This window comes from Bradyrhizobium sp. 4, from assembly GCF_023100905.1.
Taxonomy (GTDB): domain Bacteria; phylum Pseudomonadota; class Alphaproteobacteria; order Rhizobiales; family Xanthobacteraceae; genus Bradyrhizobium.
In genome coordinates, this window is the sequence record NZ_CP064686.1 from 2,413,922 (window position 1) to 2,428,465 (window position 14,544).

Annotated in this window: 14 protein-coding genes; 4 read left to right on the forward strand and 10 right to left on the reverse strand. The window is 64.5% G+C overall.

Annotation, left to right across the window (positions count from 1 at the left end; translation table 11 throughout):
• Window positions 1-83 precede the first annotated feature (83 nt).
• The gene (locus IVB45_RS11080) at window positions 84-1,307 is read right to left on the reverse strand and encodes a cytochrome P450 (protein WP_027568924.1); all 1,224 of its coding nucleotides are present in this window, start codon (window positions 1,305-1,307) and stop codon (window positions 84-86) included.
• Window positions 1,308-1,361: 54 nt separating this feature from the next.
• On the reverse strand, window positions 1,362-1,571 hold the full coding sequence (locus IVB45_RS11085) for a ferredoxin (protein ID WP_027516766.1): 210 nt from the start codon (window positions 1,569-1,571) through the stop codon (window positions 1,362-1,364).
• A gap of 135 nt (window positions 1,572-1,706) precedes the next feature.
• On the opposite strand from IVB45_RS11085, the gene IVB45_RS11090 reads away from it, so the two are divergent.
• Complete coding sequence (locus tag IVB45_RS11090; RefSeq protein WP_247359981.1) at window positions 1,707-2,354, forward strand: TetR/AcrR family transcriptional regulator; 648 nt, start codon at window positions 1,707-1,709, stop codon at window positions 2,352-2,354.
• Here the strand turns inward: IVB45_RS11090 and IVB45_RS11095 are convergent.
• The 4 genes from IVB45_RS11095 to IVB45_RS11110 form a co-directional block, all read right to left on the reverse strand.
• Complete coding sequence (locus tag IVB45_RS11095) at window positions 2,351-3,001, reverse strand: aspartate/glutamate racemase family protein (RefSeq protein ID WP_247359980.1); 651 nt, start codon at window positions 2,999-3,001, stop codon at window positions 2,351-2,353. The genes IVB45_RS11090 and IVB45_RS11095 overlap by 4 nt on opposite strands.
• A gap of 63 nt (window positions 3,002-3,064) precedes the next feature.
• Window positions 3,065-4,078, reverse strand: a complete 1,014-nt coding sequence (locus tag IVB45_RS11100; protein ID WP_027568927.1) for an amino acid ABC transporter substrate-binding protein — start codon at window positions 4,076-4,078, stop codon at window positions 3,065-3,067.
• A gap of 12 nt (window positions 4,079-4,090) precedes the next feature.
• On the reverse strand, window positions 4,091-5,440 hold the full coding sequence (locus tag IVB45_RS11105) for an aspartate aminotransferase family protein (protein WP_247359979.1): 1,350 nt from the start codon (window positions 5,438-5,440) through the stop codon (window positions 4,091-4,093).
• A gap of 3 nt (window positions 5,441-5,443) precedes the next feature.
• On the reverse strand, window positions 5,444-6,316 hold the full coding sequence (locus IVB45_RS11110) for a MurR/RpiR family transcriptional regulator (protein WP_247359978.1): 873 nt from the start codon (window positions 6,314-6,316) through the stop codon (window positions 5,444-5,446).
• Between the two features lie 86 nt (window positions 6,317-6,402).
• On the opposite strand from IVB45_RS11110, the gene IVB45_RS11115 reads away from it, so the two are divergent.
• On the forward strand, window positions 6,403-7,590 hold the full coding sequence (locus IVB45_RS11115; RefSeq protein ID WP_247359977.1) for an ABC transporter permease subunit: 1,188 nt from the start codon (window positions 6,403-6,405) through the stop codon (window positions 7,588-7,590).
• 2 nt (window positions 7,591-7,592) lie between these two features.
• Window positions 7,593-8,696 (forward strand): amino acid ABC transporter permease, encoded by a 1,104-nt coding sequence (locus IVB45_RS11120; protein ID WP_247359976.1) that lies wholly within the window; start codon window positions 7,593-7,595, stop codon window positions 8,694-8,696.
• Window positions 8,697-8,766: 70 nt separating this feature from the next.
• Here the strand turns inward: IVB45_RS11120 and IVB45_RS11125 are convergent, their stop codons facing one another.
• Both IVB45_RS11125 and IVB45_RS11130 read right to left on the reverse strand, forming a co-directional pair.
• Window positions 8,767-10,185, reverse strand: a complete 1,419-nt coding sequence (locus IVB45_RS11125) for an amidase family protein (protein ID WP_247359975.1) — start codon at window positions 10,183-10,185, stop codon at window positions 8,767-8,769.
• 155 nt (window positions 10,186-10,340) lie between these two features.
• Window positions 10,341-11,117 (reverse strand): SDR family oxidoreductase, encoded by a 777-nt coding sequence (locus IVB45_RS11130; RefSeq protein WP_247359974.1) that lies wholly within the window; start codon window positions 11,115-11,117, stop codon window positions 10,341-10,343.
• Window positions 11,118-11,274: 157 nt separating this feature from the next.
• Between IVB45_RS11130 and IVB45_RS11135 the strand changes: the two genes are divergently transcribed.
• On the forward strand, window positions 11,275-12,348 hold the full coding sequence (locus IVB45_RS11135; protein ID WP_247288600.1) for a tartrate dehydrogenase: 1,074 nt from the start codon (window positions 11,275-11,277) through the stop codon (window positions 12,346-12,348).
• Between the two features lie 191 nt (window positions 12,349-12,539).
• Here the strand turns inward: IVB45_RS11135 and IVB45_RS11140 are convergent, their stop codons facing one another.
• Together IVB45_RS11140 and IVB45_RS11145 are read right to left on the reverse strand one after the other, a co-directional pair.
• Window positions 12,540-13,616 carry a malate/lactate/ureidoglycolate dehydrogenase gene (locus IVB45_RS11140; protein WP_247359973.1) on the reverse strand — a complete coding sequence of 359 codons (1,077 nt, stop codon included), beginning with the start codon at window positions 13,614-13,616 and terminating at the stop codon, window positions 12,540-12,542.
• Between the two features lie 11 nt (window positions 13,617-13,627).
• A complete protein-coding gene (locus IVB45_RS11145) occupies window positions 13,628-14,539 on the reverse strand; it encodes an NAD(P)-dependent oxidoreductase (protein WP_247359972.1) in 912 nt (303 codons plus the stop codon).
• Window positions 14,540-14,544: the final 5 nt, after the last annotated feature.

The window sequence follows — 14,544 nt, forward strand, 5'->3', positions numbered from 1 at the left end:
CTGGCGACATCAAAATGCTCAGAGGCCGGTTTGGCTGGTTGCTCAGTCACGTCCCGCCTCTCCGCATCGCTGTTTGGAGAGGTCTACATCGCCTTTCCAAGCAAAAATGGCAACTGGCGGGGACCTCTGACGGTTCCCTGTGACCAGGTCACCGTGCCCGCCGGATCGAGGGCGAAGTCCGGAATTCGCTTCAGCCATTCCTCCAACGCAACCTGCATCTCCATGCGCGCAAGGTTCGAGCCGACGCAGCGGTGGATACCGAGGCCGAAGGCGGCGTGGCGGTTCTCACGGCGGTCAATCACGACCTTGTCAGCATCCGGAAACATTTTCGGGTCACGGTTGGCGGCCGGGAAGGACAGCAGCACCATGTTGCCTGCCTTGACCGGGCAGCCGGAAATCGTGGTCTCCTTGACCACTTCGCGCGCCATCGTCACCGGCGAATAGGCGCGCAGCAGCTCCTCCACCGCGGTCGGGATCAGTCCGGGCTCGGCGACCAGGCGCTGGCGGTCGGCCGGCGTCCGGGCGAGGTGCCAGAGCGAGGAGCCGATCGCGCTCCATGTGGTGTCGATGCCGGCGATCAGGAGCAGTCGCAGCGAGCCCAGCACGTGCGAATCCTCGAGCGGATTGCCCTCCTTGTCCCTGGCATTCATCAGGTAGGAAATGAGGTCGTCGGTCGGCTTGTTCTTGCGCGCTTCGATATGGGCGCTGAAATAGACGGTCATCTCTTGCACCGCCTGGAGCAGCGTGTTTTCGTCCTTGATGCCAAGTTCCAGGATCATGTGGATCCAGCGGATGAAGAGATCGCTGTCTGTCTCGGGGATGCCAAGCATGTGGGCGATCGCGCGAACCGGAATGTGCTTGGTGTAGCGCTCTGCCGCGTCCAGTCCGCCTTCAGTGATGAAACCGTCGATCAACTCGTTGCAGATCGCGCGCACCCGCGGTTCCAGCTTCTTCATCGCGTCCGGCGTGAACGGCGGCAGCAGCAATTGCTTGGCTGGCTTGTGCACCGGCGGATCGGACGTGATCGGCGGGGCGGAGTTTCTGCTGGTGATCTCCGGCCGAACGTCACGGACGATGATGCGGCGCGAGGAGAAATGCTCGCTGTCGTTGGCGATCTGGCGCACCGCTTCATAGGTCGTCGGCAGGTAGCAGCCGAGGAAGCGGTCGGTATGCACGACCGGGCTTGCGGCGCGCAGCTCGTCCCAGATCGGGAAAGGATCTTCCGTCCATTGCGGATCGGTGTGGTCGAAATCATGGACCCAGTCGGTCACGGGCGGATGGGCGGCGGGCTGGCTGACGTCGGACATCTCGAAATCCCTTGGGGCTCGTGTGCACGGAAGGCTCGCGGGGCAGCGGCTGCGCTACTCCTCGATCACGTCGATCGCGATTTCCGGACAATTGGATTTGGCGAGCCAGGCCTTGTCTTCGAGGCCGGATGGGACGGTGCCGTCGCCGGCTTCGTGGGCGTTGCCGTATTCGTCCAGCTCGAACAGCTCCGGCGCCAGCGCCTTGCAGCGCGCGTGCCCCTGGCATTTGTCCGGATCGACGCGAACCCTCAGTCGCTCTGTCATGGCGGCTTCCTCGGTCGTATGCGCTCCGGCCTGAAGGCGGCGCGCGCTCCCATCTGAGTTCTTATTCAAGTTATAGGATATTACATTCGCGGCGGGCTTCCCCTGTCAAGCGCAAACTTATAGGCTCTGCGCAACATGCGTTCACAACTTTCCCGCAAGCCCGAGAACACCTACCACCATGGCGATCTCCGCGACGCCTTGATCAAGGCCGCGCTGCGCGAAGCCGAGCAGGGCGGGACGGAGGCGATCAGCATCAAGGCGCTGGCAAAGCAGCTGGGTGTCTCGCAGCCGGCGCCCTACCGGCATTTCGCCGATCGCGAGGCGCTGCTTGCGGCGGTGACGGCGGAGGCGTTCCGGCAGCTCAACGGGATCTTGCGGGCGGCGATGGCAAAGCCGTCGAAGCGGTCGAAGCTGTCGCTGTTGGCGCAGGCGACGCTGGATTTCGGCTTACGCCGCAATGGCATCTACCGCTTGATGTTCGCCTCTCGCACGGTGTCGTGTGCGGCGAAAGGTAGCGAGTTGCACGAAGCGACCCGCGAAACGTTTGCGCTCGTGATCGAGGCACTGGAAGCTCCGGCTGTTGATTACTTGCGCGAGCGGCAGGCGCTCAAGATCTGGGCGGCGGTGCACGGCGTGGTGATGCTGGCTGAGCAGGGACTGTTCACCGGCGAGGCGGCTCATGCCACGCGCGAAGACCTGGTCGAGGACTTTGTCAGCGAAACCAAGGCAGCGCTTGCGGTGGCGATCAAGGGCGCACGGCGCCGGAAAAAGGCCGGCGCTTAAGCCTTTGCCGCCAACAGCTTCCTCAGCTTCTCGACGGCGCTGTCAGGCGTGGTCACGACGGGGCGGCCGGTAGCTTCTGCCACGAGGGGCGCCGTTGCCGCGATGCTGAACTGCGCGAGCGCGATGACGTCGCAATCGCGCAAATCATGTGAGGCTTCCACGATCAGCCGGTCATGCGTAGCGCGGTCGCCGCGGTCGAGTGCGGCCAGCGCGCCTTCGGCTAGTTTCGGCACGACCTGGACGGAGGAAGGAAACTCCGGCGGCATCGAGGCCAGCGTCGGCGCGAAAGTCGAGAGCAGGCCGATACGCCGGCCCACGGTCACCGCCCGTTCGATCATGGCCTCGTTCGGCTTGAGCACCGGCATCGGCGCATGTGCGCGCGCAACCGCCTCGATGCAGGGACCGAACGCCGAGCAGGTGAACAGGATCGCATCAGCGCCTGTCACCGCGGCGTAGTGGCCGAGCGCAAGAAAGCGTTCGGTCATGGCATCATTGAGCCTGCCATCATGTGCCAGATCCGACGACAGGCTGTCATCGAGCAGGTTCATCAGCCGCGCTTCCGGCCACGCGTTCGCGAACGCAGCTTCGATCGGGGCGATGGAATGCTTGAGGGCGTGGATCAGGGCGATGCGAAGGGACGTCGGCATTGAACGTTACCTGATGCAAGGTCGCGAGCCCCGGACGCAGCGCGTCCGGGGCACGCAAAACGTTTACTTGAACGGCACCGCGTACATCAAGCCGCCCTTGCTCCAGAGGCCGTTGAGGCCGCGCTCGAGCTTGAGCGGGCTCGCCTTGCCGACATTGCGCTCATAGATCTCGCCGTAATTGCCGGTAGCCTTGATGGCTGTGACCAGCCATTTGTTGTCGAGCCCGAGCCGCGAGCCGAGATCGCCGGAGGCACCGAGCAGGCGCTGGATCGCGGGCGTCTGCGACTTCGCCATCTCGTCGACATTGCCTTGTGTGACGCCGAGCTCTTCGGCCTCGATCAAGCCGTAATGCAGCCAGGTGATGATGTCGCTCCAGACCTCGTCGCCATTGCGGGTGAAGGGGCCGAGCGGCTCCTTGCTGATGGTCTGCGGCAGCACGACGTAGTCGGCCGCGTTCGGCGCCGCGGTCGTCACGGCGCCTGCGAGCGCGGAAGCGTCCTGGGTCATGGCGTCGCAACGGCCGCCGAAGAAGGTCTGGTACATGGTGTCGACGCGGTCGAACACCAGCGGCTTCCAGTCGATGCCGTTGGCGCGGCCGTAATCGCCGAGCGTGACCTCATGCGTGGTGCCCTGCGCGACGCAGACGGTGGCGCCCTTGAGATCCTTAATCTCCTTCACGCCGAGGTCCTTCTTCACGACAAAGCCCTGGCCGTCGTAGAAGTTGACCGGTCCCTGCCGCAGGCCCAGCGTGACACCGCGCAGATAGGTCTGCGTCGAGTTGCGGTAGAGCACGTCGATCTCGCCGGACTGGAGCGCGGTGAAGCGGTTCTGCGCGGTCAGCGAGACGTAACGCACCTTGCTGGCATCGCCGAGCACGCCGGCGGCGAGCGCGCGGCAATAATCGACGTCGAGACCCTTGTAGTTGCCTTGCGAATCCGGCGCGGAGAAGCCGGCAAAACCGGCGCTAACGCCGCATATCAGCGTGCCGCGGCTCTTCACCGTGTCGAGCGTTGCCGCCGACGCGACCACCGTCGATGCCGCGAGCACGCCGGCTACGATAACCACTTTCCTCATCATGCTATTCTCTCCTCAGTGATTGACACGACGCAATACGTTGTCGACGGCGGTGCCGAGCTTGTCGACGATCAGGTCGATCTCCTCCGGCGAAGCGATATAGGGCGGCGCCAGCAGTACGTGGTCGCCACGGACGCCGTCCACGGTGCCGCCTCCGGGATAGCAGCCGAGACCGTTGGCGAAGGCCTCCGCCTTGATCTTCTGGTTCAGCTTCAGCGCGGGATCGAACGAGGTCCGGCTGGCGCGATCGGCGACGAGTTCGATCGCCCAGAACAGGCCGCGGCCCCTGATATCGCCGACATGACGGTGATTGCCGAATCGCTCGATGAGCCGCTGCTCGAGCTGCTTGCCGCGCTCCTTGACCCGGTCGAGCAGGCCGTCCTCGCGGATCACGTCCTGCACCGCGAGCGCAGCAGCGCAAGCGAGGGGATGCGCGAGATAAGTGTGGCCGTGCAGGAAGGCGCCCGAACCTGAGCGGACTGTGTCGATGATCCTGCCACTGGCCAGCATCGCGCCGATCGGCTGGTAGCCGCCGCCGAGACCCTTGGCGATCGCCTGGATGTCGGGCGCCACGCCTTCCTGCTCCCAGGCGTGCGTGGTGCCTGTGCGGCCCATGCCGCTCATGACCTCGTCGAGAATGAGCAGCGCGCCGTGGCGGTCGCAGATCTCGCGCACCGCCTTGAAGTAGCCGTCCGGCGCCGTCACGGCACCTGCGGTGGCGCCGACGACGGGCTCTGCGAGGAACGCCGCGACCGTATTGGGACCGAGGCGCTGAAACTCGGCTTCGAGTTCGGCCGCGAGCCGGGCGACGAATTGCGCGTCGGATTCGCTCTCGTGCTTCTCGTGATAGGCGAAGGCCGGGGTCACATGGCTGAAGGCGTCGGAGAGCAGCGGCGCGTAGGGCGCGCGGCGCCAGGCATTGCCGCCCGCCGCGAGCGCGCCGAGCGTATTGCCGTGATAGCTCTGCCGCCGCGCGATGAAGTGTTGCCGCTCCGGCTCGCCGCGCTCGATGAAAAATTGCCGCGCGAGCTTGATGCTGGCTTCAACCGCTTCCGATCCGCCGCTGACGAAATAGGCGTAGGCGAGGCCGCCGGGCTCATGGCCGACCAGCCTCTCGGCCAGCGCCTCCGCCGGCTCGGACGAGAAGAACGCGGTATGGGCATAAGCGAGGGTCGAAGCCTGCTTCGTGATCGCTGCGATCACGCGCGGATGCTGGTGGCCGAGACAGGAGACCGCAGCTCCGCCGGAGGCGTCGATGATGCGGCGCCCGTCCTCGGCAAAGAGATAGACGCCTTCGCCGCCGATCGCCTTGGGCGGCGTTTCGCGCAGCGAGCGATGCAGCACGCGGCTGGTGCGAGCGACCATGGGTCAACCTTTCTCTGAAACGTAAGTTGAGGCCGCGGCCAGCCGCGCCTCGGTATTCTCCAGGCGCTTCTTCGCGGCCGTGCCGCCGAGCGAAAACGTCACGGCGGCGAGCGATTGCGCGATCGCAATGGCGCCGGTGAGGCTGGGGAAAAAGCCGGGAGAGGAGGCCGCCTCGAACAGCAGCACGTGGTCGGCGCCTTCGGCCATTGGCGCCGAAGGGCTATCGGCGATCGCGATCAGGGTGGCGCCGGCACGATAGGCGGCCTGCGCCACCCGGACGCTCGCATGGGTGTAGGGCATGAAGCCGATGACGATGACGGCTTCGCCGGGCCGGAACGCGCCGAGGTCGAGATCGTCGGGGCCGGACGCGCCGACGAGTTGCACCTGTTCGGGGCGAAACAGCCGGAGCTCGTAGTTGAGCAGTTCCGCGACGCTGCGGCAGCTTCGGTAGCCGGTGATCCAGACCCGCTTGGCATCGTGGAGCGCGCGTGCCGCCTCCGCAATCGGCTGGGCCGGGATGCGCGGAAGGCCGGCGGCCTCGGCTTCCAGCTTGTCGGTGACGAGCGCGACATCGGCATTCGGGCCGTGGCGGCGGCTCCTGGCGCGGCCGGAGAAGGGCGCTGTCTGCGAGGGCCGTCGCGCCTCCGTCAGTGCCGCGCGCAATTCGTCCCAGCCCGAATAGCCGATCGCCTTGGCAAGCCGCGTGAAGGCGGCGGGATCGGCGCCGGCAACCGCTGCTAGATCGCGCATCGAACGCGTGGTGGCGTCGTAATCGTTGGCCGCGACGAAACGCCCGACCTCCTGCAACCGCATCGGAAGCGATGGCAATGCAATGCGCAGTTCGCTCAGCGGCGAGGATTTGGCGGGCTCGGCCATGAAACATTTGTTGCACGAAGTAGAGTTTGGTGCAACAGTTGACGTACGCTGCCGGAAATCGCCGTTTTGAGAAGGATTTTTGTGCTGTGACGTCAGACGCTCCGAGACCGCCGCCGCGCCGTCGCTTCTTCGGCGCTTTCGGACAACGCGAGCTGAAAGGCCTGTTCTGGCAGGCCCTGGTGGTGGGGATCGCAGTCGCGGTCATCGCCTTCCTCTGGTCCAACACGGTCACCAATCTCTCCGCGCGCCGCATCACGACCGGTTTTGCCTTCCTGGGCCGAGAGGCCGGCATGCCCATCGCCGACAGCCTGCTCGCCTATAATCCGAGAGACTCATATCTCTGGGCCTTCGTCGTCGGCATCGCCAACACCCTGCGCGTCGCCGTGATCGGAATCGTGCTTGCAACCATCCTGGGCACGGTAATCGGCATCTCGCGGCTGTCGGCCAACTGGCTGCTGTCGCGGCTCGCCGCGGTGTATGTCGAAACGCTCCGCGACATCCCGCTGCTGCTCCAGCTCCTGTTCTGGTACGTGCTGATGCAAGCGCTGCCGGCGGCGCGCGCGGCATGGCGGCCGATCGAGGGCGTGTTCCTGTCTAATCGCGGGCTGATCCTGCCGGCGATTCCGATCGGGACGCCGCAGCTTTGGGTGCTCGGCACGGCAGTGCTCGGGCTTGTGGTGTTCTATGTCATCCAGCGGCGGCTCATCGCGCAGCAAATGCGCGACGGCAAGCCGCGGCCGGCCTGGCCATTTGGACTCGGGTTGCTCGTTGGGCTGCCTGCGGCGGTGTCCGTGCTGCTCGGCGTGCCCTGGACGATCGAATGGCCTGGGTTGCGCGGCTTCAACTTCGTCGGCGGGCTGACGCTCGCGCCGGAATATTTCGCGCTGCTGATCGCGCTCGTCACCTACACCTCGGCCTTCATCGCCGAGATCGTGCGCAGCGGCATCCAGTCGGTGCCGCGCGGCCAGTGGGATGCCGCCAATGCGCTCGGACTGCGCCGCAGCTTCATGCTGCGGCAGATCATCCTGCCACAGGCGCTACGCGTGATCGTGCCGCCAATGACGAGCCAATACCTCAACCTGACCAAGAACTCTTCGCTCGCGGTGGCGATCGGATATCAGGACGTGGTCTCGATCGCCAACACGACGTTGAACCAGACCGGTCAGGCGATCGAGGCCATTGCCTTGATCATGGCGGTGTTTCTGACCATCAGCCTCGGCATCAGCTTTTTCATGAACTGGTACAATTCGCGCATCGCGCTGGTGGAGCGCTGACCATGACGGCGATCGCCGACATTCCAGAAGCACCGCGCACCGCCCGCCCGCAAATTGGCAATCCGGTGCTGCGCTGGCTGCGCACCAATTTGTTCTCGTCGATCCCCAACGGCATCCTTTCCGTCGTGTTGCTGGCGGTGCTCGCAAAGACCATCTTCAGCTTCGCGCAATGGGGCATCGCCAATGCGGTCTGGCTCACCCCCGCGAACGATTCCAGCGCCTGCCGCGCGGTACGCGGCGTCGGTGCATGCTGGGCGATCATCCCCGAAAAATACCGCTTCATCCTGTTCGGCACCTATCCGTTCGACGAGCAATGGCGGCCGGCGCTGGCGGTACTGCTGTTCATCGCCCTGTTCTATCTCTCCACCCGCCGCGCCTTATGGCGGCGCGAGCTGGCCTATCTCTGGATCGCTGCTCTCGCGCTGATCAGCCTATTGATGTGGGGCGGCATACTCGGCTTGACATTCGTCTCGCAGGACCGGTGGGGCGGCTTGCCCGTGACGCTGATCCTGGCGACCTTTGGTCTGGCTTTCGGCTTCCCGCTCGGCATCCTGGTCGCACTCGGCCGGCGCTCAAAACTGCCGGCGATCCGCTCGCTCAGCGTGCTCTATGTCGAACTGATCCGCGGCGTGCCGCTGGTCAGTCTGCTGTTCATGGCCAGCGTGATGTTTCCGCTGTTCATGCCGAACGGATTCAACATCGACAAGCTCCTGCGCGCGCAGGTCGCGATCATCCTGTTCGCGGGTGCCTATCTTGCCGAAGTCATTCGCGGCGGCCTCCAGGCCGTGGCGCGCGGGCAATACGAGGCCGCCGACGCGCTCGGCCTGTCCTACTGGCGCAAGAACCGGCTGATCGTCCTGCCGCAGGCGATCCGCCACGTCATCCCGCCGGCGGTCAACACCTTCATCGCCTTCTTCAAGGACACCAGCCTCGTCCTGATCATCGGTATCTTCGACTTGCTGACAACGGCCAAGACCGCGATCATCGATCCGGCGTGGCAGCAATTCTCCGTCGAGGTCTACATCTTCGTCGCCGGGATCTATTTTGTCTTCTGCTTCGCGATGTCGCGGTATAGCCGCAGCCTGGAGGCGACGAGCGGAAGGTGACTATTTCTCTTGTCCCGGCTCTGCAGCACACCGCTGAAGAAGCGCTGCGCCGCGTCCGGGACACGAGAGGCTAGTTCTTCACGCGCGGATCAATCGGCGTCGTGCCGCGCACGCCCAAAATATCCTCCAGCACCTTGGCGCCGGCGATCACATGCGCATCCGCGCGCGGAGCCCCGACGACCTGCAGGCCGACCGGAAGTCCCGATGCGGTGAAGCCGCACGGCAGCGACAGCGCGGGACAGCAGGCGAGCGTGATCGCATAGACGATGCCGAGCCACTCGACGTAATTGTCGAACTTCTTGCCGGCGCATTCGGCGACATAGCGATGCTCGATCGGGAAGGGCGGCACGATCGTGGTCGGTACCAGCAGCAGATCGTAGCTCTTGAAGAACTCGACCGCACGTGCGGTCATGCCGACGCGCTGCGCCTCGGCGCGTTCGAGCTGCTCGATCGTGAGCTTGAGGCCTTCCTCGATGTTCCAGATCACTTCGGGCTTGAGCAGGTCGCGCTTGGTGCGCAACAGATTGGCCTTGCTGATCGCAAAATCGAAGGCGCGCAACGTATGGAAGCACTCGTGCGCATCGCGCCAGTCCGGGTGCGCCTCCTCGACGATGGCGCCGGCTTCGGCAAAGCGTTCAGCCGCCTTGCGTGTGATCGCTTTGACTTCGGGATCGACCGGCGTAATGCCGAGATCGGGCGAGTAGGCGATGCGCTTCGGTTTCTTGCCTGATTGTGCCGCTGACAGGAATGAGGTCGCAGGCGCGGGAAGCGACAATGGATCGGCTGCATAGTCGCCACTCATGGCATCGAGCAGCAGCGCGAGATCTTCGACGTTGCGTGCCATCGGACCGACGACGCCGAGGTTACGATCGATGGCTGATTTTGGAGTATGTGCGACCCGGCCGATGCTCGGCCGCATGCCCACGACGCCGCAGAAAGCTGCCGGGCTGCGCAGACTGCCGCCCATGTCGGAGCCTTGCGCGACCCAGGCCATGCCGGTGGCGAGCGCAACGGCCGCGCCGCCTGACGAGCCGGCTGCCGACTTGGACGTATCCCACGGATTGAGAGTTGCGCCGAACACCTCGTTGAAGGTGTTGGCGCCCGCGCCGAATTCCGGCGTGTTCGACTTGGCATAGATGACGGCGCCGTTGGCCTCGAGATTTTCGACCAGGATGTCGGACGTCGCCGGGATGTTGTCCTTGAAGATCGGCGAGCCCTGGGTGTTCAGCACGCCAGCAACGTCGGTCAGGTCCTTGATCGGCACCGGCAGGCCTGCTAGCAGCCCGCGCGCACCGGCCGGCTTCCGCATCAGCGCCTTTGCGCTATCCCGCGCGCGATCGAAGCACAGCGTCGGCAACGCGTTGACCTTGCCATCGACTTGACCGATGCGCTTCTCCAGCACATCCAAGAGCTCCAGCGGCGAGACGTCGCCGGACCGCAGCTTGTCGACGACGGTGCACGCGGTTTCGCGGATCAGGTCCTGAGACAATTATTCTACTCCTGTGCTTGTTCTAGGCTCCGTCATTGCGAGGAACGAAACGACGAAGAATCCAGACTTTTACCGCAGATACATTTCTGGATTGCATCCGCCTTCGTTAAAGCTTCGGCGGACAAGTCGCTTCGCTCGCAATGACGTGGACAGACTTAACCCCATCCCGCGCTGATGCCGCCGTCCACCGTGTAAATCACGCCGGACGTGTAGCCCGCGCGATCCGACGCCAGGAACGCCATAAGATCTCCGATCTCGCGCGCATGCGCAGGCCTGCCTAAAGGCAAGCTCTTCTGGAACTCCCTGTAGCGGCTTTCGTCGCCGAACTGGTGCTTTGCCCGGGTCTTCAGCAAGGTGACGTGACGGTCGGTGCCCACAGGACCGGGATTGATTCCGACGACGCGAATGTTGTCGGCGAGGCTCTTGCCCCCGAGCGCGCGAGTGAAGGCCATCAGCGCGGCATTGCCGGCGCTGCCGCAAATGTAGTTGGCGTCGAACTTCTCGCCGGCCGCGCCGATATCGTTGACGATCACGCCGCCGCCCTTCGCCTTCATCTGCGCATAGATCATGCGCGTGAGGTTGATGTAGCCGAACACTTTCAATTCCCAGGCGTGGCGCCAGGTCGCCTCGTCGATCTTGTCGATGGAGCCGCCGGGAATGTCGCCGGCATTGTTGACGAGGACGTCGATGTCGGCGGCTTCCTTGGCGAGCCGCGTCAAATCCTCGCTCTTGCGCAAATCGACGATGCTCGTGGCGGCATCGATCTGGTGCGCCGAGCGCAAGCGCTCGGCCAGAGCCTTGAGCTGATCGCCGTTGCGGGCGGCGAGGAGGAGATGGCAGCCTTCCTCGGCAAAGGCCTCGGCGGCAGCTGCGCCGATGCCCTTGGACGCGCCCGTGATCAGGACGCGCTTGCCACGCAGATGCAGATCCATGGGAGTTACTCGCAGGAGAGGAACGGGAATAAAATCAGTAGGCGGTCGGCCGCGCCATGGTCAACATTGCAGTGCAGCGTTGCACTGCCGCCGCGTTTGGTCCATTGCAGTGCGGTCAAAAAGGCGGCGGCTGCCGGAGCAATCAAGGACGTTCTCGATGAGCAAGAAACAATACCGGATCGCGGTCATTCCTGGCGACGGCATCGGCAAGGAAGTGATGCCCGAAGGTCTGCGCGTTCTGGAGACCGCGGCGAAGAAGCACGGGGTGTCCCTTCATTTCGATCATTTCGACTTCTCGTCCTGGGACTATTACGAGAAGCACGGCCAGATGATGCCGGACGATTGGAAGGATAAGATCGGAAAGCACGATGCCATCTACTTCGGCGCGGTCGGCTGGCCGGCCAAGATTCCGGATCACGTCTCGCTTTGGGGTTCGCTGATCAAGTTCCGCCGTGAGTTCGACCAATATGTGAATCTGCGCCCGGTGCGGCTGATGCCGGGCGTGCCGTCGCCGCTGGCCAACCGCAAGCCCGGCGACATCGATTTCTGGGTGGTGCGCGAGAACACCGAGGGCGAATATTCCTCCGTCGGCGGCCGCATGTTCCCGGACACCGACCGTGAGTTCGTGACGCAGCAGACGGTGATGACCCGCATCGGCGTCGATCGCATCCTGAAGTTCGCGTTCGAGCTCGCGCAGTCGCGGCCGAAGAAGCACCTGACCTCAGCGACCAAGTCGAACGGCATCTCCATCACCATGCCCTATTGGGACGAGCGCGTGGAGGCGATGGCGAAGAAGTATCCAAGTGTGAAGTGGGACAAGTACCACATCGACATCCTGACCGCGAACTTCGTGCTGCATCCGGATTGGTTCGACGTCGTGGTCGGCTCCAATTTGTTCGGCGACATCCTGTCCGACCTCGGCCCGGCCTGCACCGGCACCATCGGCATCGCGCCGTCGGGCAACATCAACCCCGAGGGCAATTTCCCGTCGGTGTTCGAGCCGGTGCACGGCTCGGCGCCCGATATCGCGGGGCAGGGCATCGCCAATCCGATCGGCGCAATCTGGTCCGGCGCGATGATGCTCGAACATCTCGGCGAAAAGGAAGCCGGCAAGTCGATCGTCGATGCGATCGAGCGCACGCTGGCGGAGCGCACGCTCCGCACCAAGGATCTCGGCGGCAACGCCGACACCACGGCTTGCGGCAAGGCGGTTGCGGATATGGTGGATTAGAGCGCTGCTTTCCCCTCCCCCCTTGTGGGGGAGGGTGGCTTCGATGCGAAGCATCGAAGATGGGTGAGGGGTTGTCTCCGCGGAGACAGGCCTCTCAATTGTGCATTTCCCTTCGCGGACAGAACCCCTCATCCGGCGCTTCGCGCCACCTTCTCCCACAAGGGGAGAAGGGAAGAGCACCGTGCTCCGCCTCACGACCCCGCGATCTTCTCGATCGCCGCCTGATCCAGCCCGAACTTCTTCCCGGCCTCCAAGATCTCCTGCCAGGTGGTCGGATCGACCGGAATGCCTTCAGCCAGGCGCTTCTGTTTCGTCTCTCGCTCCGGCTCGCCGGCGATCTTCACCTTGTCGACGCCGACGGCGGGCGGTGAGCCGGTGTGCCAGGCGACGAAGCTCTCGACTTCGCGCGCGAGATTTTCCGCGGTGCCGAGCTTGGTCGGATCGATGATGATCGAGAGCATGCCGTTGAGGACGTTGTACTTGCCATCGGACGGGCCCTTGACCACCTGCCCGCCGGAGAGCGCGCCGCCGAGGATTTCGCACACCAGCGCGAGCCCCGACCCCTTGTGCTCGCCGAACGGCAGGATGGCGCCGTGCGGCGGGATCACGGTGTAGCGCGGGTTGGTGGTCGGCTTGCCCTCATTGTCGATGATGGTGCCGGGCTCGAGCTCGACGCCCTTGTTGTGGGCGACGCGGGTCTTGCCCTGCGCGATCCTGCTGGTGGCGAAGTCGAGCACGATGGGGTCCTTGCCCCCGCGCGGGATGCCGACGCAGAAAGGGTTGGTGCCGTGGCGCCCATCGCTGCCGCCCCACGGCGCCACGATCGGGCGCGAGATTACGTTGACGAAGTGAATCGAGACCAGTCCGTGGTCGATGCACTGCTCGGCCCAGTGGCCGATCCGGCCGATATGGTGCGAGTTGGAGAGGCCGACGAGGCACACGCCGTTGCGCTTGGCCCGCTCGGCAGCCAGCTCCATCACTTCATGGCCGATCACCTGGCCGTAGCCGGTGAGGCCGTCGAGGGTGAGCAGCGGACCGGTGTCGAGCACGATCTTGACGTGCTGGTTCACGGCGAGGCCGCCCGTGGTGACGCTCTGGACATAGCGCGGGATCATGCCGACGCCGTGGGAGTCGTGTCCCTTGAGATTGGCCTCGACCAGATTGGTGGATACGAGCTCGGCCTCGCGGTCCGTGGAGCCGCCGGCCTTGACGATGGCACTGATGGCTTCGATGAGCGGCTGTGCCTTGATGGTGCGATAGTCGGCCATTGTCAGTGCTCTTATCCCTTTACGATTCTACGGCAGTGCTCCCACGCCGCATGAATGAGGTTCTCGCTCGCCTCCGGGGTCCGGAACGCCGAATGCGCCGACAACGTCACGTTCGGCAGTTTCGTCAGAGGATGATCGCCGGGCAGGGGCTCGATGTTGAAGACGTCGAGGCCGGCATGGCGGATGTGGCCCGACTTCAGCGCGTCGATCATGGCGGCCTCGTCGATGACGGCGGCGCGGGCGGTGTTGATGAGGATGACGCCCGGCTTCATCTTCGCGATCATCTCGCGGGTGATCATGCCGCGCGTCTCGTCGTTGAGCAGCAGATGCAGCGATACGACGTCGGCTCTCGCCAACACCGTGTCGAGATCGGCGAATTCCACGCCCGGATAGCTCTTCGGCGAGCGGTTCCAGGCGATCACCTTCATGCCGCTGCCTGAGGCCATGCGCGCGACTTCCGCGGCAATACCGCCGAAGCCGATCAGGCCGAGCGTCTTGCCGGTGAGCTGCATGCCGTCTTCGCGCAGCCAGTTTCCGCCGCGCATCTCCCGGTCCATCATCGCGATGACGCGGGCCGAAGCCCACATCAGCGCGATCGCGCATTCCGCGACCGCCGTGTCGCCATAGCCCTTGATCAGGTGCACGGAGATGCCGAGCTCAGCGAGCTCCTCCGGGTTCATGTAGCTGCGCGCGCCGGTGCCGAGGAACACGACATGCTTCAACCCTGCGCACTTCTTTGCGACATCGGTCGGCAGCGCGGTGTGGTCGACGATCGCGATCTCGGCGCCGTCGAGAATCTCAGGATATTGCTCGGGCTTGATGTCGGGATCCCTGTGGATCCGCACCTTGGGATCGCCGGGCTGCTCCAGCCGCTCCATGATCACGGCCAGGGCTTCGTTGGCGTCGACGAAAACTCCGCGCATGACTC